General features: G+C 50.6%; 18 protein-coding genes and 2 tRNA genes. 6 read left to right on the top strand and 14 right to left on the bottom strand.

The window, feature by feature from the left end:
• Positions 1–9: 9 nt before the first annotated feature.
• From clpX to AC50Y3_RS01055, 4 genes are all read right to left on the bottom strand, one after another.
• A complete protein-coding gene (gene clpX / locus AC50Y3_RS01070) occupies positions 10–1,266 on the bottom strand; it encodes an ATP-dependent protease ATP-binding subunit ClpX (RefSeq protein ID WP_494816933.1) in 1,257 nt (418 codons plus the stop codon).
• A 33-nt stretch (positions 1,267–1,299) separates the two neighbouring features.
• On the bottom strand, positions 1,300–1,881 hold the full coding sequence (gene clpP / locus AC50Y3_RS01065) for an ATP-dependent Clp endopeptidase proteolytic subunit ClpP (protein WP_494816932.1): 582 nt from the start codon (positions 1,879–1,881) through the stop codon (positions 1,300–1,302).
• Positions 1,882–2,125: 244 nt separating this feature from the next.
• Entirely contained in the window at positions 2,126–3,427 is a 1,302-nt protein-coding gene (tig, locus tag AC50Y3_RS01060) for a trigger factor (RefSeq protein ID WP_494816931.1), read from the bottom strand.
• A 97-nt stretch (positions 3,428–3,524) separates the two neighbouring features.
• A complete protein-coding gene (locus tag AC50Y3_RS01055; RefSeq protein ID WP_494816930.1) occupies positions 3,525–4,415 on the bottom strand; it encodes a hypothetical protein in 891 nt (296 codons plus the stop codon).
• 181 nt (positions 4,416–4,596) lie between these two features.
• Between AC50Y3_RS01055 and AC50Y3_RS01050 the strand changes: the two genes are divergently transcribed.
• The 5 genes from AC50Y3_RS01050 (at position 4,597) to AC50Y3_RS01030 (ending at position 8,405) form a co-directional block, all read left to right on the top strand.
• Positions 4,597–4,670: transfer RNA gene (locus tag AC50Y3_RS01050), tRNA-Gly, on the top strand.
• Between the two features lie 134 nt (positions 4,671–4,804).
• Positions 4,805–4,881: transfer RNA gene (locus AC50Y3_RS01045), tRNA-Arg, on the top strand.
• 318 nt (positions 4,882–5,199) lie between these two features.
• Complete coding sequence (locus AC50Y3_RS01040) at positions 5,200–6,945, top strand: hypothetical protein (protein WP_494816929.1); 1,746 nt, start codon at positions 5,200–5,202, stop codon at positions 6,943–6,945.
• 18 nt (positions 6,946–6,963) lie between these two features.
• A complete protein-coding gene (locus tag AC50Y3_RS01035; RefSeq protein ID WP_494816928.1) occupies positions 6,964–7,488 on the top strand; it encodes a hypothetical protein in 525 nt (174 codons plus the stop codon).
• Between the two features lie 38 nt (positions 7,489–7,526).
• On the top strand, positions 7,527–8,405 hold the full coding sequence (locus tag AC50Y3_RS01030) for an SDR family oxidoreductase (protein ID WP_494816927.1): 879 nt from the start codon (positions 7,527–7,529) through the stop codon (positions 8,403–8,405).
• A gap of 73 nt (positions 8,406–8,478) precedes the next feature.
• Here AC50Y3_RS01030 and AC50Y3_RS01025 read toward each other — a convergent pair whose 3' ends face one another.
• The 3 genes from AC50Y3_RS01025 to AC50Y3_RS01015 form a co-directional block, all read right to left on the bottom strand.
• A complete protein-coding gene (locus AC50Y3_RS01025) occupies positions 8,479–9,813 on the bottom strand; it encodes a 5'-deoxyadenosine deaminase (protein WP_494816926.1) in 1,335 nt (444 codons plus the stop codon).
• Between the two features lie 101 nt (positions 9,814–9,914).
• On the bottom strand, positions 9,915–10,262 hold the full coding sequence (locus AC50Y3_RS01020; RefSeq protein WP_494816925.1) for a hypothetical protein: 348 nt from the start codon (positions 10,260–10,262) through the stop codon (positions 9,915–9,917).
• Positions 10,259–10,633, bottom strand: a complete 375-nt coding sequence (locus AC50Y3_RS01015) for a hypothetical protein (RefSeq protein ID WP_494816924.1) — start codon at positions 10,631–10,633, stop codon at positions 10,259–10,261. Before AC50Y3_RS01015 ends, AC50Y3_RS01020 begins: the two co-directional genes overlap by 4 nt.
• A 99-nt stretch (positions 10,634–10,732) precedes the next feature.
• On the opposite strand from AC50Y3_RS01015, the gene asnB reads away from it, so the two are divergent.
• Positions 10,733–12,577 (top strand): asparagine synthase (glutamine-hydrolyzing), encoded by a 1,845-nt coding sequence (gene asnB, locus AC50Y3_RS01010; protein WP_494817763.1) that lies wholly within the window; start codon positions 10,733–10,735, stop codon positions 12,575–12,577.
• Between the two features lie 145 nt (positions 12,578–12,722).
• Here asnB and rdgB read toward each other — a convergent pair whose 3' ends face one another.
• The 7 genes from rdgB to AC50Y3_RS00975 all read right to left on the bottom strand — a co-directional run bounded on the left by rdgB (position 12,723) and on the right by AC50Y3_RS00975 (position 18,704).
• Positions 12,723–13,367, bottom strand: coding sequence for an RdgB/HAM1 family non-canonical purine NTP pyrophosphatase (gene rdgB, locus AC50Y3_RS01005; RefSeq protein ID WP_494816923.1), 645 nt, complete (start codon positions 13,365–13,367; stop codon positions 12,723–12,725).
• The gene (rph, locus tag AC50Y3_RS01000) at positions 13,364–14,110 is read right to left on the bottom strand and encodes a ribonuclease PH (RefSeq protein ID WP_494816922.1); all 747 of its coding nucleotides are present in this window, start codon (positions 14,108–14,110) and stop codon (positions 13,364–13,366) included. Before rph ends, rdgB begins: the two co-directional genes overlap by 4 nt.
• Positions 14,111–14,301: 191 nt before the next feature.
• Positions 14,302–15,069, bottom strand: coding sequence for an ABC transporter permease (locus AC50Y3_RS00995; RefSeq protein WP_494816921.1), 768 nt, complete (start codon positions 15,067–15,069; stop codon positions 14,302–14,304).
• Positions 15,070–15,831, bottom strand: coding sequence for an ABC transporter ATP-binding protein (locus tag AC50Y3_RS00990; RefSeq protein ID WP_494816920.1), 762 nt, complete (start codon positions 15,829–15,831; stop codon positions 15,070–15,072).
• 13 nt (positions 15,832–15,844) lie between these two features.
• Positions 15,845–16,711, bottom strand: coding sequence for a pentapeptide repeat-containing protein (locus AC50Y3_RS00985; protein ID WP_494816919.1), 867 nt, complete (start codon positions 16,709–16,711; stop codon positions 15,845–15,847).
• Positions 16,712–16,725: 14 nt separating this feature from the next.
• Entirely contained in the window at positions 16,726–17,055 is a 330-nt protein-coding gene (locus tag AC50Y3_RS00980) for a PadR family transcriptional regulator (protein ID WP_494816918.1), read from the bottom strand.
• Positions 17,056–17,651: 596 nt separating this feature from the next.
• The gene (locus tag AC50Y3_RS00975) at positions 17,652–18,704 is read right to left on the bottom strand and encodes a GerMN domain-containing protein (RefSeq protein WP_494816917.1); all 1,053 of its coding nucleotides are present in this window, start codon (positions 18,702–18,704) and stop codon (positions 17,652–17,654) included.
• Positions 18,705–18,764 lie beyond the last annotated feature (60 nt).

Raw genomic sequence — 18,764 nt, 5'->3', positions numbered from 1 at the left:
TTTATTGGATCAGGCGCTTTCTTCCTTCTTCTTGCCCTTCTTGGAAACAAGCTCAGGCATGATCCGGTCTTGAACGACCTTCTCTGTAATCAGACAGCTGCTTACATCGTCACGTGAAGGTACTTCGTACATCACGTCAAGCATCAGCCCTTCAATGATCGCTCTCAAACCACGAGCACCTGTATTACGCTTAATCGCTTCTTTCGCGATTGCATCAAGTGCTGCAGCTTCGAATTCGAGCTTCACATTGTCCATCTCAAGCAGCTTCTGATACTGCTTCACGAGCGCGTTCTTCGGCTCGGAGAGGATACGGACAAGGGCGCTCTCATCAAGCGGCTCTAGTGTCGATATGACAGGCAAACGGCCGACAAACTCCGGAATAAGTCCGAATTTGAGCAAGTCTTCCGGAAGTACCATCGACAAATATTCACCCGGTTTCAGATCCTTCTGACCGTCTCCGGCCGCGTTAAATCCGATAACTTTCTTGCCAATCCGGCGTTTGATCAGCTGCTCAAGACCATCGAAAGCACCGCCGCAAATGAACAAGATGTTTGTTGTATCGATTTGAATAAATTCTTGATGCGGGTGCTTGCGGCCGCCTTGCGGTGGAACGGAAGCAACAGTGCCTTCAAGAATTTTGAGGAGCGCTTGCTGTACGCCTTCACCGGAAACGTCGCGTGTAATCGACGGGTTCTCGGATTTGCGCGCTACTTTATCAATCTCATCGATGTAGATGATGCCGCGTTCAGCTTTCTCTACATCGTAGTCTGCTGCTTGAATCAATTTGAGCAAAATATTCTCAACGTCTTCACCGACATAACCGGCTTCCGTAAGGGAAGTCGCATCCGCGATAGCAAACGGAACGTTCAAAATTTTGGCCATGGTTTGAGCAAGAAGTGTTTTACCTGAACCTGTAGGACCTACAAGCAAGATATTACTCTTCTGCAGTTCTACATCTTCAAGTTTATTCTGCGAGTTTACGCGTTTGTAGTGGTTGTAAACCGCTACAGAAAGCGACTTCTTCGCTTGTTCTTGACCAATAACGTATTGGTCTAAGATGTTGCGAATATCGCGCGGTTTCGGAATATCTTTCAGATCCAGCTCTTCTTCATGACCGAGCTCTTCTTCAACGATCTCCGTACACAGTTCGATACATTCATCACATATATAGACGCCAGGTCCGGCTACGAGTTTGCGAACTTGATCTTGCGATTTGCCGCAGAACGAACATTTCAACTGGCCCTTCTCGTCGTTAAATTTGAACATGAGTTTTCACCCCTTCTTGTTGATTCGCGCGAATTACAGAGAGTTTACGACCTTATCGATCAGACCGTAATTCAACGCCTCTTCAGCACTCATGAAATAGTCACGATCCGTATCGCGATCGATTCTTTCATAAGGCTGACCTGTACGATCCACTAAAATTTGGTTGAGCTTCTGTTTGGTCTTCAGAATCCAATCCGCGTGAATCTTAATATCCGAAGCTTGACCACGAACTCCGCCAAGAGGCTGATGGATCATAACTTCAGCGTTTGGCAGCGCGAAACGCTTGCCTTTGGCTCCTGCCGTAAGCAGAAGTGAACCCATGCTGGCAGCCAAGCCTACGCAGATCGTAGAAACGTCCGGCTTGATAAACTGCATCGTATCATAAATACCCATTCCCGCGGTAACCGAACCGCCGGGCGAGTTAATGTACAGATGGATGTCCTTCTCCGGGTCATCGGCTGCAAGGAATAGCAATTGCGCAATGACGGCGTTGGCAACATCGTCGTCGATCGCACTTCCTAGAAAAATAATCCGATCCTTCAATAAGCGGGAGTAGATGTCGTAAGAACGTTCTCCCCGATTCGTTTGCTCAACGACCATAGGCACCAGATTCATGCGATCAACCTTCTTTCGTAATCGACTTTTTGAAGATATTCACCGCGGCAACGTCTAGCGCCGAAAGCTTTTTCTTCTAATCCGTTCTTATTTTAACATGTTCCAGTTGTAATGTCATTTTTCTGACTATTACATTATACGATAAGGGTAAATACATATGTATGTTTCGGTTCCTGCCGCATGCCGCGAAGCCGCGATGAGGATAAAATAAGGCACGTAAATACGTGCCTTATCGTTTCATTTCTTATGCAACTACTGGAGCTGTTTTGCTGTTGTCAAGCAAGAACTTGATTGTTTTGCGCAGTACAAGATCTTCTTGGATGTTTTCCAAGTTACCGTTAGCTGTGAAAATCGAACGAAGCTCTTCAGCCGTACGGCTGTATTGTTTCGCAAGTTTCTCAAGCTCTTCGTTCAGATCTTCTTCACCGGCAGTGATGCCTTCGTTCTTCGCAATTTGCTCAAGAACAAGGTTGTTGCGAACGCGTTTGATTGCGTCAGCGTGCATTTGAGTGCGAAGAGCTGCTTCGTCTTGACCGGAGAACTGGTAGTACAGATCCAAGTTCATGCCTTGTTGACGAAGACGATTCTCGAAATCGCGAAGCATGAACGAAGTTTCGGATTCAACCATTGCGTCTGGAATTTCAACGACAGCCGCTTCAGCTGCTTTCTCAACGACCGCTGTTTCACGAGCTGCTTCGTTTTCTTTTGCTTTTCTGTCAGCAAGCTTTGTTGCCAGATCTTGCTTGTACTCTTCAAGAGTATCGAACTCGCTTACGTCTTTCGCGAACTCATCGTCAAGTGCCGGCAGGCTCTTACGTTTGATTTCGTGAAGTTTCACTTTGAATACTGCAGGTTTGCCAGCAAGGTGTGCCGCATGGTATTCCTCAGGGAACGTAATTTCGATATCCTTGAAGTCGCCAGTAGCCATACCGATAACTTGATCTTCGAATCCTGGGATGAACGCACCGGAACCAAGCTCAAGGGAATGACGCTCGCTCTTGCCGCCATCGAACGCTACACCGTCAACATAACCGTCAAAGTCGATTACTGCAGTGTCGCCGTTCTCAGCTGCGCCTTCTTCGATCACGTTCAACTCAGCGTGACGTTGTTGCAGACGAGTAAGTTCAGCTGTAATTTCTTCTTCTGTCACTACTGCTTCAGCAGAAGGAATTTCGATGCCTTTGTACTCGCCAAGCTCAACTTCCGGCTTAACAGTTACTTTTGCAACATACTTGAATGTTTGGTCTTTCGCGAATTGCTCAACATCGATGTCAGGACGATCAACCGGAATAACACCAGTTTCTTTCAGTGCCGCTGCATACGTGTCAGGAAGCAAAATGTCGATTGCATCTTGGTACAAGCTTTCGATTCCGAAACGCTTCTCGAAGATACCCCGCGGTACTTTACCTTTACGGAAACCAGGTACGTTTACTTTCTGAACGACCTTCTTAAATGCCTTGTCAATCGCTTCATTAACTTGTCCTGCCTCAACCTCTACGTTGATGGAGACAAGATTCTTGTCTATTTTTTCCCAAGTTGCTGTCATGTTATGCTTTCCCCTCCAAATTAAATAACGCTTCTGCGTCAGATCTTACCCGTAATAAACCATTCTATTATAATCAACATTTTCATTAATTTCAAGACTAGCCACCATCACCGTCCAATTTTAATTGCGCGATTTGCCGTAACGACCTGCAAGCCTGCTCATAACGGAACCGTAGAGCATCGGTAATCCCGTAAGTTTCCCGCACATCGTCGTCATCTACTCTGCCATAAAGTGACAGTTCAAGCACTTGATGGAGTGCAGCTGAGTAGCAATCCACAGTCTCATCGTCGTCAGATAGCAGCCGGCTGTATGCCGTCGTGCCGTATAAGCATTGCAAGCACTCTTTCCACAGCTCTCTTGCAAAATGGGGCATCGATGCTTCCTGTACCTCTGTTACCGATTCTACCCGTTCTACGACCCTTGTAACCACCGGCGGAAAATCATCCATCGAAAGCGGAGTCGCTTCGATCTCGAGATCCACCTGCTCCCCAAGTCGATCCAACCTAATGGCTCCGGTTACACCGCGCTTCTTCAAGGATTGCAGCGCCTTGAATTGAAGGGCAGGATGCAAATCCGTTCTCGTCAGCCACGTAATGATTGCTTCATCCACACTGGGATGCTTGAGATATGCAGCCCGCTCCAATGCCAAAATTTGCTGATCGGCAACGGGATGATGCTGCATGATATAAAGAACCTGCTGCACGTAAGCTTCATCGTGCTCACCGGAAGTCAAGGCCTCCCGGCGAAGTGTCTCCTCATCGCCCTCTGGTTCAGTTGAATCCGTATGTATGCTGTCGTTCGAGTCTCCATAGCCCGGAAAAGCAACATCAAGCCATGATAATAAATTGGTCCATTCTTCGTAGTGACGCTTCTCTTCGCCCTGGCAATTCAGCAAGAAACGAAGCAGTCCCTTAGCTTCTCCATATTGTTCGGATTCGAGCATGCGCGTCAGTTGGTTCTGATATTGATCCAGCATATTCGGAAACAAATATACATTCTCTCTGTTATCACCCTGCGAGGGGCCTGAGGTTGTAATAGAATCACCGCCTTATCAGTCAAACTGCCTGCAGAAATGCGTATTATGTACAGTTAGATTTCGATTATATCACTCTCTGCTGTTGATTTCCATTTTAGCCTGTGCTATTATTTGTCTACTTTGTTTTTTCTGTGCGGGTGTAGTTCAATGGCAGAACGCCAGCTTCCCAAGCTTGAGGCGAGGGTTCGATTCCCTTCACCCGCTCCATGATTTACATATAACCATCCGGTTAGGAATTCGGGAAGAATTCCGAGTATTCCCTTCATCTGCTTTAGATTTATTCCTTTCAAAAAAAAGTAGTTGCACTACCGGAACACTCCGTGATATACTACTTCTTACGTGTCCCAGTAGCTCAGTTGGATAGAGCACACGCCTTCTAAGCGTGTTGTCGGGGGTTCGAATCCCTCCTGGGACGCCATTTATACCAAGCGTTTCAGACACTGCTTCATTAATTACAGCCTCCTGTTGAATTGTGCTTCGGCACATTTTCCGGGAGGCTTTTTTTGTTATTTCAGCTTTTGAAGGACGCTTCAGCGTCCTTCGAGCTACAATGCTTTGGAATTATGGAATCCCTCCGTACGCCCCTCTCTCCCTTCGCCAGTTCGTTAGAATGCCATATCCCCTCATTAAATGCTTAAATAGCGCCTTCAATTATTCCCGTGATTTCTCTCAAAATGTGGTACTATTAGTCTATCATTCTAGCGAATAATGACTTTCAATGTCGGAGGCTGTCGAAATGAGCTCATTTGCCGAATCAAATCGCCATACGCGTAAAACCGCTTCACCCATCCAGCGTGAAAGCGCCGAGCAGAGCAGCCGAGCAGCAGCCTCGCCAGCTAACAGCCGAGAAAGCGAATCGGAACCCGGAAAGCTTCTACAAATGCAGCGCGCATCCGGCAACCAAGCCGTGCTGCAGATGATGCAATCAGGCAAAAGAACGATTATGCGTCAAACCGGCGCAGCTCGGATGGGCAGACCTGACCGAGTCAATAGTCCGGCTTCTTCTACAATGCCTGCGACACAAGCGCCTACTCAAGCACCTGCCCCGGCAGCGCCGGAACAACAAGCGCAAGAAGCGGCCGCCGCGCCGGTAACAGCTCCAACCGTTACCGCAAGCGCACCGGCCAGTCCTGCAGCCCCTGCCGCACCATCAGCTCCGGCTGCGGCTGCCGCTCCAGCAGCCTTCACTCCACCGCCGATCCCCGCCAATTTGAAGGGCAAGGCAGGATACAGCGAGGTCTATAACTGGCTGAAAGAGCAGTCCACGAAAGAAAAGAAATCCGCTCTCTTCGCCTACTTCGACGCCTTGACGCCGGAACAGAAAATGTCTGCGATTCGTGCGATGAACGGAGCTAGCAAACGATTCGTTGACCTGGATACAGTGAAGAAAACGATGGTCAAAGGTATCATCAGTAAATCCGTCGATTGGGATAAGTTTTCGGTTTTCTCTCGCGATGCCAGCAAGACCGATACGAAGAACTACAATGCAGATACGGACAAGGACTATCTCGGCTACGCTGCAATTGGCACTTCGGCTTCTACAGGCGGTGCCGGCGGTTCGGCTACCATTAGCGCCGGATTAGGGGCGAAGGACGCCTTGCCTGTAGCGGAAGGAATCGGACCCGCGGCAGGTGCACTAAGCGGCCTAGCTTCGATCTCCCAGATCTACAATGCAACCGATAACTATGATGAATCGTTAAGCAATACTGGCAAAGCACAGCAAGTCATAGGAGAAGGCGGCGCAGGCGCCGCCGATCTGGCACGTTTCAGCGCCGGTACCGTGAATAGTGTCCGTACGGTTGCGGACATGGGGCTGAACGCCGGAGCAACCGTTGCTGCCGGTGCGGCTGGCATCGTTGGCGGCGCGGCCTATATGGTCAGCGGCGTTGCCGGTTACCGTGAGAACAAGAAGAACGCCAAGAACCTGCATGAGATGGAAGACAAAATGAAACAGGCCAGCGATACGCGTGCCACTGATCTCGGCCATGCCGCTAACCTTGGCGGTTCAACGCAGGAAATGAACAAAGAAAAGAACAAAGCGACAGCCGTCAAAGGCGCGCTAATGGTCGCAGGCGGCGCCGCACTCTTAATCGCAGCCGCTTCGCCTGCCGGCCCGATCCTGATCGCACTCGCTGCGATTCTCGGCGGCGTTGCGGCGATCGTGAAATTTTACAAGAAATATAAACGGAAAGAATCGTTCGTCGATCGCGTTCTTAAGGTCGATGACGCGATGAAGAAGCCTGAGAATGAGAAAGCGGGCAAAGATAAAGTTAGGCAGCAGCTTATCGAAGAGAAAGGCTTTAACAGCGTAGACCAGTGTTATGCCCAAATCGTGACGGATCTGGCAGGTATGCTGTTTGAAAGCGGCGTGCGCGGCGACGATGCGGACAGCAAGTCGATCATCGAGAGCATCGGGCTTCGCGTTGACAGCGCCAAACAGAAACCAACGAAAGAAATGATTGCGAAGAAACTGCATAACTAACAAAGGAGACTGACCCGCATGTCCTTGCAAGAAGACGTGATCAGTATCGATTACTTGAAGCGGACGCTTCGTTTCTATGAGAATATTGGCATCACCTCCAAACTGATGGGGCCGACAGAAGAAGCGCCTTACACCTCCCTCATTATCCGTTTCACGGAAATCGGAGAGCACGAAGCGAACATCGACCTGGAGATGAGTTTCCTGCCTGGGCTGCAAGAGCTGAATCAGGAAGGTGTGTATCTCTTCCAATCCTTCGCTGTGCTGGCTCATCAAACTTCGAAAGATCATGAAGCGGAGCTGCTTAAGGCGATCAGCATCCTCAACATCCAGCTCCCGCTCGGCACATTCGGCGTCTTCCCTGAAGGCGGCGCGCTGTACTTGAAGCAAACGGCGATGTTATCCCGTGAAGGTCTTGTCAGCGGTAACGCCGTTAAACTGCTGGATCAGCAGAACGGTGTTCTATTGCATCAGCTGCATCAATTCACCGACTATTTGCTCAATGTCTCAGCAGGTAAACAGAAAGCCGAATCAACACTGTTGTAATGACGCAAACTACTCCTTGGAAAGGAGTGGTTAACAAAATGCCATCCAATCAGCAAGCACCACAAAGACCGACGTCGTTCCCACCGCAGCATCAGAATCGCCAGCCCGGGCTTGAAAGCGAGATGACCCCTCGCCCACAATTTGAGTCGCCGGCTTATAAAGCAGCAGGCAAGCTTTCGGGCAAGGTTGCCGTTATTACCGGAGGAGACAGCGGGATCGGCCGTGCGGTCGCACTTATGTACGCCAAGGAAGGCGCGGATGTCGCGATCGTCTATTTAGACGAAGATGGCGATGCGAGTGAGATACGAGGATTAATTGAGGGGTTAGGCCGAAAATGCTTGACGATCGCCGGCGATATCGGGGATCCTGAGTTTTGCAAGAAGGTCATTTATGATACGACCTCGCAATTGGGAGGCCTCGATATTGTCGTGAACAATGCCGCTGAGCAGCATCCGAAGGATTCGCTTGCGCTTATTACTCCACAGCAGCTTGAGCGAACGTTCAAAACCAATGTATTCGGCATGTTCTACCTGACTCAAGCAGCTTTGCCACATCTAACTAAAGGCGCGACCATCATCAATACGACTTCAATAACCGCTTATCATGGCAGTGCTAATTTGCTCGATTATTCCTCGACCAAAGGGGCCCAGGTCGCTTTCACCCGCTCCCTCGCGATGAATCTTGCTCCTCAAGGCATTCGCGTTAACGCCGTAGCACCGGGGCCAATATGGACGCCGCTCATTCCATCGACGTTCGATGAGAAGACAGTCGCTAAATTCGGCTCCGACACGCCAATGAAACGAGCAGGACAACCCGAAGAGCTTGCACCTGCCTATGTCTATCTCGCTTGCGAAGATTCCTCTTACATGAGCGGCCAGGTCCTTCATGTGAATGGCGGCGAGATCGTGAACGGCTAATCATCAGCCCATACCAACAAAAGCCGGCCGCTGCGTGATCTCATTTCGAGTTCACGCAGCGGTCGGCTTTTATCTAGATTCGTTTTAACAGTCGCGCTATGGATCGGTCCGCCTCGCGCAGCACCGTTCGTTTATCGATCGTTCTTACTTTCCCTCGTTCCACAACCATCTTGCCGTCAACCCACACATCGGATACATTTCCTCTTGAAGCCGCATAGACAACCCGTGAGTACGGATCCGCATCATAGGAGGGGAACGTATGAAAATCATTCAAATCCAGCAGAACAAGATCGGCTTTCTTACCTGGTTCGATACTGCCGATCAGATGATCCAGCCCAAGCGCCTCGGCTCCGCCCATCGTTGCCATACGCAGCACCGTTCGCGCATTCATAGACTCCGGACCGCATCGCACCTTATGCAGCATCGCCGTTAAACGCATCTCCTGAAACATATCCAGCGTATTGTTACAAGGCGCGCCGTCCGCACCAATGCCCATGCCGATGCCCTGCTCCAGTAGCTCGGGAACTAAAGCAATTCCGGATGACAGCTTCAGATTGGATCCCGGACAATGGGTCATTTTGGTTCCCGTACGTTTGAGAATATCCTTCTCTTCATCATCGAGCCAGATGCAATGCGCAAGGACAAGTCGCGGCGAGGTCAACCCGATATGATCCAAATACACGATGTTGCGCATCCCGCGCTGGCGCATAACCAGCTCGATCTCCTCGCGATTCTCTGCTGCATGGGTATGGACGAGCACCTGATAGTGGAACGATAAATCCCGCACCTCTTTCAAAAGTTCCTCCGAACAGGAAACGACGAAACGCGGGCAATAGGCGTATCCGATTCGGCCATTGTCGTAACCATGCCACTTCTCCAGCAGCGCCGTGCTTTCCTCGACCGAACGTTTTGTATCTTCCTGTAAACCAACCGGCACATCACCGCCGGCATCCATCATCACTTTGCCCGAGATCGCTCGAATTCCGCTGCTCGCAATGGCCTGGAAGGCAAAGTCGGTATGGCTCACCGTCTCCATATCGAGAATCGTCGTTGTCCCGCTGCGCAATAATTCCCCGATGCCAAGCATAGCGGAGTAATAAACCGATTCCTCATCATGCGCCGCCTCAAGCGGCCAAACCCGAGTGCGAAGCCAATCCATGAGCGCCATATCGTCTGCACGGCCACGGAATAACGTCTGACACAAATGGATATGCGTTTGCACGAAACCGGGCAGCAGCAGCCTTCCTTTGGCTTCTACGACCGTCGTCGAAGCGACATCGTAGCCGCTCGTAATTTGGCCGCCAACAGAGACAATGACATCATCCTTGAACAATACATCGCCTACTACAATTTCGTCCTGTTTATTCATGGTGACAATGGTTGCATTTCGTACCAAGGTTGTTCCCATAAGGCTGCCTCGCCTCCCTCACTTGGACTACGTGGTATGGTTTGTCAATTATGCTTACATTGTACCATGGGTGCATAGGAAAGAGGCAGCATTTTACAGCATTAGGACCAATCCATCAATCGGCCGATCTCCGCTCGAATCCCCGGGAACGACAGCACCTGTTCCTTGAATGACTCCCGCTCCCCCCAATCCGTCTTCATCGTCGGCGTATCGAACAAGTCATCCGTAACATTGGTAAAGGCGTTATGCATATTGTTGTCGTACCAGTCGATTTCCGTCTTCGCATCGTTCTTCACGACCGCGATCATATCGTAATCGTTATCCCGTGAAGCGCCAAAATAAGCGAGTAATTCAGGCGTGCCCGCGTCATTGGTATGAACTTCGATTTCACAGCTGGGCATCCCCTCGCGTTTCACCGCGCGTCTAACGCGTGCATCCGTCACGATCATTTCAAACTCCCCTCTGGAAATAATCCCATCGTTGCAATATGATGCTTAGTCTCGTCCGTCCCCAGCTCGTACAATAGCCGATAGACATCGAGAAGAATGCCGTCCACGCCTGCGTTCATTTGCTTATCACTTGCCGAACTGAACGGCGTTGTAGCATACTGTCCCGCTTGTGCTTCATCCATCGAAGCATATTCCTCGAACAACTCTTGCAAACGGTTTAATTCTTCTTCATTTGCGGTGACGGCAAACTCAAATGCAGTCGCTTCTGGATCCTCTAATATTGAGCCTGCCTGTACGGACACATAATAGGGTTTGCGTGCGTAAAATGACTCATCGTGATCATTGACCATATCGAAAGCACCCTCCTTCATTGCTCTAGCATCCCCCCACGGACAGACATTTTATCCATATTTTTCGCATAACCATCATAGTATCGCTGTTTGAAGCTCTAAGAGAAAGGAATGAGCACCATGTGTGGATTCACGGGCTGGATCGACTGGACCGATGACCTGACAAAACAATCCATCACTCTCGAGAAAATGACCGGAACGCTGGCAAACCGCGGCCCGGATGCATCGGGAACCTGGATCTCGCCGCATTGTGCGCTTGGCCACCGGAGACTCTCCGTTATCGATCCTGCGAACGGTGCACAACCGATGGTTCGTACGTCTGATGACGATTCGTATGTCCTTGTTTATAACGGGGAGCTGTATAACGCACCGGAACTGAAGCGCGAGCTCGAAAGCAGGGGCAGACGGTTTACAACTACCTGCGACACGGAGGTATTGCTCGTTGCCTACATGGAATGGGGCCCTTCTTGTGTGGAGAAATTTAATGGAATCTTCGCATTTGCCTTATGGGATTCCAAGGAGCAGCATCTGTTCATCGCCAGAGACAGACTCGGCGTTAAACCGTTCTTCTATGCGAAACAGCTGGGACGGTTCATATTCGGCTCCGAGCCGAAGGCACTGCTCCAACATCCTGCCGTCAAACCGGAGGTTGGACCGGAAGGTTTGGCCGAGATCTTTATCGTCGGACCTGCGCGTACGCCGGGGGTCGGTGTCTACCGCGATATCGGTGAGCTGCTGCCGGGACACTGCGCTATCTATAGCCGTGCCGGCTTAAGCGTCCGCACCTATTGGAAATTGGAAAGCAAGCCTCATACCGAAACCGTGCAGGAGACGGCCAAAACAGTCGGCGATCTGTTGAAAGATACGGTAGAGCGACAACTCGTATCCGATGTGCCGCTATGTACGCTGCTCTCAGGTGGATTAGACTCCAGCGCACTCACTTCACTCGCGGTCAATTACTACAATGAAACGGGGCAAGGCGTCGTCCATACGTTCTCCGTCGATTATGTAGATAACGATAAACACTTTAAAGCCCATGCGTTCCAGCCGAATGCCGATGCGCCATGGATCGAACGGATGACTACTCATCTGGGCACGATTCATCATTCCATGGTCTTTGATACGCCTGAGCTGGTTGCGTCGCTGCGTGAAGCGATGCATGCGCGCGATATGCCGGGAATGGCGGATGTGGACTCTTCCCTGCTGCTCTTCTGCCGCGAAATCAAGAAGGAAGCAACCGTTGCGATTTCCGGTGAAGCGGCGGATGAAATCTTCGGCGGATATCCATGGTTCCACCGCGAGGAAGCGCTGAATGCAGGCACGTTCCCATGGTCACTTGCGGCAGGCATGAGAGCCGACTTGCTCTCGCAGGACGTGGCCGCATGGATTCGACCGTTAGACTACCTTGGGGATCGTTATTCGGATGCCATAGCCGAAGTACCGCATCTGGCCGGCGAAGATGCCGCAGCTCGCAAAATGCGTCAAATGTCTTATCTGAACATCACTCGATTCATGCCGACGCTGCTTGACCGCAAAGACCGGATGAGCATGGCGGTTGGCCTTGAAGTACGTGTTCCCTATTGCGATCACAGGCTCGTGGAGTATGTTTACAACATACCGTGGGCGATCAAAACAGCCGGGGACCGGGAGAAAGGGATTCTCCGTATGGCGCTTGAAGGCGTATTGCCTCATGATGTGCTCTATCGGAAGAAAAGCCCTTATCCGAAAACGCATAACCCGAACTATCTCAATGCGGTTCGCAAGCAGGTGCTGGAGATCATCCATGAAGGCACCTCCCCACTGCTGCAGCTCATCAATGTGAAGAAGATTCGGGAGCTTGCGGAATCCGAAGCCGCCAGCAGCAATCTGCCATGGTTTGGTCAATTAATGTCAGGACCACAGCTGTTCGCTTACCTGCTGCAGGTAGATATGTGGCTGAGGGAATACAAGGTAGTGATTCGCTAATGTTCTGAAATAAGAGGCTGTCTCCTAAGTGTGCGACCGCACGCTTAGGAGACAGCCTTTTCATTGGATAACAGCACAAGAAAAAGAGCCCGCTAATTGCTAATTTGCGGACTCTATATTGAGCGGATATATCGGAACGCAGCTGCTAGTCGTTCGATGCCAGCTTATTCAACAGTTCCGCGAGCGCTTTACCGCGGTGGCTGATCGCCTGCTTCTCTTCTGTCGTCAGCTCTGCCATTCCTTTGTTTTGCGATTTCAAATAAAACAACGGATCATAACCGAAGCCGCCGTTCCCTCTTGGCCTGTCCATGATATATCCGTCAACCAAGCCTTCACTTTCCATAAAGACTGCTGCAGCAGGATCATATAACGCCAACGTGCATATAAAATTCGCTTCGCTTAGCAGCTTCGTTCCATCCGCGAGCCGCTCCAGCTCCGCTTCGCCCTCTGTAAGACGAGCCAGCTCCTGCAGCAGCTTCTCGTTATTGCGAGTATCTGTCGCACCTTCACCCGAGTATCGCGCAGAGTACACGCCGGGCTCACCGCCGAGCCGGGAAACTTGAAGACCGGAATCATCCGCAAGCACAGGCAGTCCAAGTGCTTCGGCAACTGTCTTCGCTTTCTTGCGGGCATTCTCCGCGAAGGTTACTCCGTCCTCCACCACATCCGGCAGATTCGGGTAATCGAACATGCTAACGACTTGCATGCCAAGCTTGCCGAACGCATGCGCGAACTCACGTACCTTGCCGGCATTTTTGGTCGCTACAACTACCGTATCGCCCTGCTTCATGCTTTCGGATTCCCGATCCGGCTGCCCATTAAGCCAAGCGCGTCCCGCTGTTTCGCAATCAAGCTCGCGATTCCTTCTTCAGCGCTGGCCAGAAGCTCGTTAAACTCTTCACGCGAGAACGGCGACTCCTCACCTGTTCCCTGCACCTCTACGAATTTCCCTGCCCCGGTCATGACAACATTCATATCGACCTTCGCTTTGGAGTCCTCTTCATAGTTGAGGTCAAGCAGCGTGCGCTCGCCGATCACGCCTACACTAACCGACGCGAGAAAATCTGTGAGCGGGTATTTGGCAAACTCATTATTGCTGTTTATCTTATGTACAGCCAGGGCTAGTGCTACGAACGCCCCGGTAATCGACGTTGTACGTGTTCCACCGTCTGCTTGAAGAACATCGCAATCCAGTGTAATCGTACGCTCACCCAGCGCATGTAAATCCACAACCGAACGCAGTGCGCGGCCGATCAAACGCTGGATCTCCATCGTACGGCCCGTCAGTTTCCCTCTGGCCGATTCCCGTTGATTGCGGACTTGCGTGGCGCGTGGCAGCATGGAATATTCCGCGTTGATCCAGCCTTTGCCTTGCCCTTTCATGAAAGGCGGAACGCGTTCCTCGGTCGAAGCAGTGCAGAGCACCTTCGTGTCGCCGAACTCAATCAGCACCGAACCTTCCGCATATTTATTGGGATTCATTGTAATCGTAACCGGCCGCAGCTCGTTTGCCTGACGTCCATCTATTCTCATTGTGTAGCCTCCATCTTTCTGCAGCAGTTTCATGTGCCATATCCTGGCTCAAGCGCAATCTAAACCATTTTACCAAAATGGCGCTGGAAAAGCACCCGTCCCCCTGAACCGGTCCACTTCCAAATAACAGAACAAGCTGCCGGTCATAGTGCCGGCAGCTTGATTTCGACCTATGATCGTGATTCGACCGGTCAGAATCGATTCTTATATACCTTCATTGCAAAGAAATAAGCTACGAGCAGAATACCAAGACACCATGCTAGCGCGACCCAAATATCGTTCCCCACCGGCTGGCCTGAAAGCAATGAGCGGATGGCTGCAACGATTGAAGTTACGGGTTGGTTCTCGGCGAATGCACGAATAACTTTAGGCATTGTTTCTGTCGGCACGAATGCTGAACTGATGAATGGCAGGAAGATAATCGGGTAGGAGAAGGCGCTGGCACCATCGACCGATTTAGCGGATAGTCCGGCAATAGCCGCGACCCAGGTTAAGGCTAGCGTAAATAGTGCGAGTATGCCTACTACGGCAAGCCAGTCTAGTACCCCGGCTGAGGAACGAAAGCCCATAATCAACGCGACAATGATGATGACGACAAGCGATATGGCGTTGGATACAAGCGAAGTTAGCACATGGCCCCAAAGCAAGGTAGAACGTGAAATCGGCATGGAGTGAAATCGCTCAAATATGCCCCGTTGTACATCAATGAACAAGCGGTAGGACGTGTAGGCGATTCCGCTGGCAATCGCGATGAGCAGTATCCCGGGCAACAAATAATTCACATAGTTATCTGCGCCGGATTGAATCGCACCGCCGAATACATAGACGAAGAGCAGCATGAGTGCAATAGGTGTAATGGTAACGGAAATGATCGTGTCCATACTGCGCGTAATATGGCGCATGGAGCGTCCGAGCATGATGCTTAGATCGCTGAAAAAATGTTTCTTTACTGTCTCCATTTATGCTCCCTCTTTCTTGCCAATTATGGCGAGGAATATCTCTTCTAACGAAGGCTGTTTCTCCACGTATTCCACCTTTGCCGACGGGAACAGCTTTTTGAGCTCCGATAGCGTACCGTTAGCAATAATCTTACCTTCATGCAAAATCGCGATTTGGTCGGCAAGCTGCTCTGCTTCATCAAGATACTGCGTGGTGAGGAATACCGTGGTTCCGCTGTTTGCAAGGTCCTTCACTATCTTCCAAACCTCGATGCGCGCCTCGGGGTCAAGCCCGGTGGTCGGTTCGTCGAGGAAAATAATTTGAGGTTTCCCCACCAAACTCAAGGAGATGTCAAGCCTTCGACGCATGCCGCCTGAATAGGTGGATACTTTGCGGTCGGCAGCCTCCGTCAAGCCGAAGCGTTTCAGTAGATCATCCGCGATCTGGCGCGGATTTGGGAGGTAGCGCAGCTTGGCGATCATGATCAGATTTTCCCGTCCGGTCAAAATTTCGTCTACGGCCGCGAATTGTCCGGTTAGACTTATCGCTTGTCGTACATGATCCGGTTTGGAGCCAACATCGAAACCGTTTATGATGGCGGTCCCGCTGTCTTGTTTAAGCAGCGTGGTGAGAATTTTGACAACCGTGGTTTTACCCGCGCCGTTGGAGCCGAGCAATGCGAAGATACTGCCCTTCTCCACCGCGAAATCAACGCCTTTTAGGACTTGAAGCTGCTTATAGGATTTCTGTAGTCCCTTTACTTGAATCGCTTTGCTTTGCATATTCATTCCTCCCTTAGTGAACTGTAACGTTGGACAAATCGGCTCCCATTCCTTTGAGCGAGGCATAAGTCAACTTATCCATCGTTGCGCCGTCAAAGCTGATCGTTTTGATCATGCGGTAGTACTTATTCGTTAGCGTAAATCCAGGCTGGAACGATACATTATTCAATGTAGCACCCTTGAACGATGCTTCGGTCAATGCCGCTTTGTCAAACTTAACGCCTACAAACGTCTGTCCCTCGAAAGATTTTCCGGTCAGATCGGCGTACTTGAAATCAACCCCATCAAACAAACAACGTTCAAAAACCGTTTTTCTGAGATCGGTCATCGAAAAGGTTACGTCGGTCATTCTTACTCCTGTGAAAGTAACGCCATCCAGACCAGACTTGCTGAAATTGGTACGTACCAGAATGGACTTATTGAAGCTTGCATTTCTCAGGTCAAGCGTGTTGAAGCTGCAGTCCGTCAGATTGGCGCCGTCAAAATTAGCTTCGCTAACGTCGCTGCTCTTAAATGTGCTGCCGGTCAAATCTGCGCCTGCAAAGTCGGAGCCGCGTAATGCGCTGGCATTAAATTGTCCCTTACGTGCCGTAACGCCTGCAAAGTCGCTCTGAGGCAGGTTGCTCGCGCTAAAGTTTGTCAGTACCTGCCGCTCCAAAGAGCGGGAGAGGTTGGAAACTTCCAGAATCGTTTGCTCGATATCGCCGATACTCTCAATGGTCAGCTTAAAAGCCGTTTCTTCGTCTTTGCCCTCAGCCCTTAGTTCGTTGTACCGCTCTTGTAAATCGGAATGCAGGTCAGCCTTCAGCTCAGAGACGCTTCTTACGCCTTCATAGGGCGTAAATACACCGTTCAAATAGTTGGTTAATTTGGAATTCATAGGATCAACTCTCCTTATAATAAGTTTTCTAGTACACGCTGTGCGTACTCCCAGTTGCTTTTGTTCTGAACATAGGTGTCCTTGCCCTTCGCGGTAATTCGAAAATACTTGCGTCTTCCACCCTGCGATTCATCGCCCCAATACCACTCGATATCGCCGTCCGTCTCAAGCCTCCGGACACTGGAGTACATCGTCGCTTCCTTTAACTCATACTCGCCGCTCGATCGCTCGGCAATTAACTTGACGATTTCGTACCCATATCGATCCGATTCGGAAAGGAGCCGTAAAATCATCGTATCGGTATGTCCCCGCAGGAGGTCGGATGTAATTTTGTTCTCGCTCATTTGATCACCTCTCCTAAACACATAATACAGCACACTACTATGACTGTCAAGGTACTATTTTTATTATAATACCCAATTTGTAAATGTTGTATACCTGCGTAGGTATTGAGGGTTTTGCTCCGATATAGCTGCTGATTTCGCCCCCTTTTAGATGTACTGTTGTGCTTTGTTGCGATTTCCACCAGATTCCCTCCACAAATGTGGTTCGTAGAGCTACACAACTGCTCACATTCAGCGATTGCCGCAAATGTGTGGTTCGTAGAGCTACACATCTGCACAAATTCAGCGATTGGTGCGCATGTGTGGCTCACAGAGCTACACATCTGCACAAATTCAGCGATTGCCTGCACATGTGTGGCACCCAGAGCTACACATGCGCTCAAATTTGGCGATTGATGTGCATGTGTGACTCTTGCCCTTCATGTGCCGCTGTCCACCAACTTCGCTCTAATATAGACCTCCTGTTGCGCTTCATGCGACGCTGTCCACCTACATCGCATGCACGAAGCCCTCTGCCGTACTCTCGCACCAAAACCAAAGACCTGCCGCGCACGCCATTGGCGCATCACGGCAGGTCTTCTATTTGCGAAGCTTCATTACGATTTAAATGCGTTCACATGTTCAGGTCGGCTGACCGGCGCGCTGTAGGACTGGTTCTTCGTATCGACGAAGTCCGTTTTACCATTGAGCTTGATTTGAACCTTGCTTAGCCCTGTGTTCTCGGTCAGAGCAAGCACGACTGCCTCCAACATTTCAGCCGGCTCCTGCTGACCTTGCTGGTAGCTGTCATCCTGGAGCTCGACGGTCACGATATCATTCTTCTTCGTGACATTCTTGACCAGCACATCCGGCGTCATAACGGCTTTGAGCGGCAGATCATTGAGCGGTCCGCTAATTAGCTGCTCGATCGCTGTTTTGGCTTTGTTGTTCGAGCGCGTCACGAGTCTTGTCACCGGTACATAGTACTGTTCGTTGTCAGGCGTAACTGCGGAGAAGTAGATCGTAACCGGTGTCGATTGGCTGTAGTCGACGTTATCGGCAGCTTCAAGGTTAATGCCGACAGCGCGAGTCAGTTGATCGTCGATTGGCAATCCATCCTGCGGCATTTCGCTCAGCTTCTGCCCTTCAAGATCGATCTCGACGTTCTGCACACCTTCAAGGCTTGTCAGCGTCCATGTTATGGCTTCAACGATTTTACGCTCGTCCGATACATTGTAGTCGACAAACGATTTCGTGAAGTCAACAACGGCCAGCTTCTGATCCGGAACGATATTGAGCCCCTTCACAGTTGTCCCTTTCGGCAGCACCGCTTGGAAGCCATCCGGGATTTCACTTTCGTAAGCGCCGCCTTCCACCATCATCTCAAGCGCCTTCTGCCCCAGCTTCTCATCCGGTCCGAGCGTTGCCATAACCGTGACAGGTGCCAGCAGGCCATTGCGGTCCTTCAGGTACAGCGTCATTTGCGATTGATCGCCCTCGGTTACCGTTTGTCCGGGATTAATGTCGGCGTCGACGTTTTGAGTGCTGTTTTGCGGTGGATCGATCGATTCACTGGCGGGCTGTGAGAATAATCCGCAGCCGGTCGTCAAAATGGGCAAAGCAAGCACTCCGGCGAGCGCAGCCCGGCGAAACAGTCGATTGTAAGTCATTGTTCATTTTCCTCCCCATTTGAATAGTTCGATTGCTTTGGTACAAGTTCTGCTTTTGTA

Source organism: Paenibacillus sp. J22R98 (genome assembly GCF_059383835.1).
This window is presented reverse-complemented; position numbering and strand designations above follow the sequence as displayed.

Bases quoted from the DNA above. Each gene is read 5' to 3' on its own strand.
- clpX (WP_494816933.1), bottom strand. From the start codon at position 1,266: ATGTTCAAATTTAACGACGAGAAGGGCCAGTTGAAATGTTCGTTCTGC.
- clpP (WP_494816932.1), bottom strand. From the start codon at position 1,881: ATGAATCTGGTGCCTATGGTCGTTGAGCAAACGAATCGGGGAGAACGT.
- tig (WP_494816931.1), bottom strand. From the start codon at position 3,427: ATGACAGCAACTTGGGAAAAAATAGACAAGAATCTTGTCTCCATCAAC.
- AC50Y3_RS01040 (WP_494816929.1), top strand. From the start codon at position 5,200: ATGAGCTCATTTGCCGAATCAAATCGCCATACGCGTAAAACCGCTTCA.
- AC50Y3_RS01035 (WP_494816928.1), top strand. From the start codon at position 6,964: ATGTCCTTGCAAGAAGACGTGATCAGTATCGATTACTTGAAGCGGACG.
- AC50Y3_RS01030 (WP_494816927.1), top strand. From the start codon at position 7,527: ATGCCATCCAATCAGCAAGCACCACAAAGACCGACGTCGTTCCCACCG.
- AC50Y3_RS01025 (WP_494816926.1), bottom strand. From the start codon at position 9,813: ATGGGAACAACCTTGGTACGAAATGCAACCATTGTCACCATGAATAAA.
- AC50Y3_RS01020 (WP_494816925.1), bottom strand. From the start codon at position 10,262: ATGATCGTGACGGATGCACGCGTTAGACGCGCGGTGAAACGCGAGGGG.
- AC50Y3_RS01015 (WP_494816924.1), bottom strand. From the start codon at position 10,633: ATGAAGGAGGGTGCTTTCGATATGGTCAATGATCACGATGAGTCATTT.
- asnB (WP_494817763.1), top strand. From the start codon at position 10,733: ATGTGTGGATTCACGGGCTGGATCGACTGGACCGATGACCTGACAAAA.
- rdgB (WP_494816923.1), bottom strand. From the start codon at position 13,367: ATGAAGCAGGGCGATACGGTAGTTGTAGCGACCAAAAATGCCGGCAAG.
- rph (WP_494816922.1), bottom strand. From the start codon at position 14,110: ATGAGAATAGATGGACGTCAGGCAAACGAGCTGCGGCCGGTTACGATT.
- AC50Y3_RS00995 (WP_494816921.1), bottom strand. From the start codon at position 15,069: ATGGAGACAGTAAAGAAACATTTTTTCAGCGATCTAAGCATCATGCTC.
- AC50Y3_RS00990 (WP_494816920.1), bottom strand. From the start codon at position 15,831: ATGCAAAGCAAAGCGATTCAAGTAAAGGGACTACAGAAATCCTATAAG.
- AC50Y3_RS00985 (WP_494816919.1), bottom strand. From the start codon at position 16,711: ATGAATTCCAAATTAACCAACTATTTGAACGGTGTATTTACGCCCTAT.
- AC50Y3_RS00980 (WP_494816918.1), bottom strand. From the start codon at position 17,055: ATGAGCGAGAACAAAATTACATCCGACCTCCTGCGGGGACATACCGAT.
- AC50Y3_RS00975 (WP_494816917.1), bottom strand. From the start codon at position 18,704: ATGACTTACAATCGACTGTTTCGCCGGGCTGCGCTCGCCGGAGTGCTT.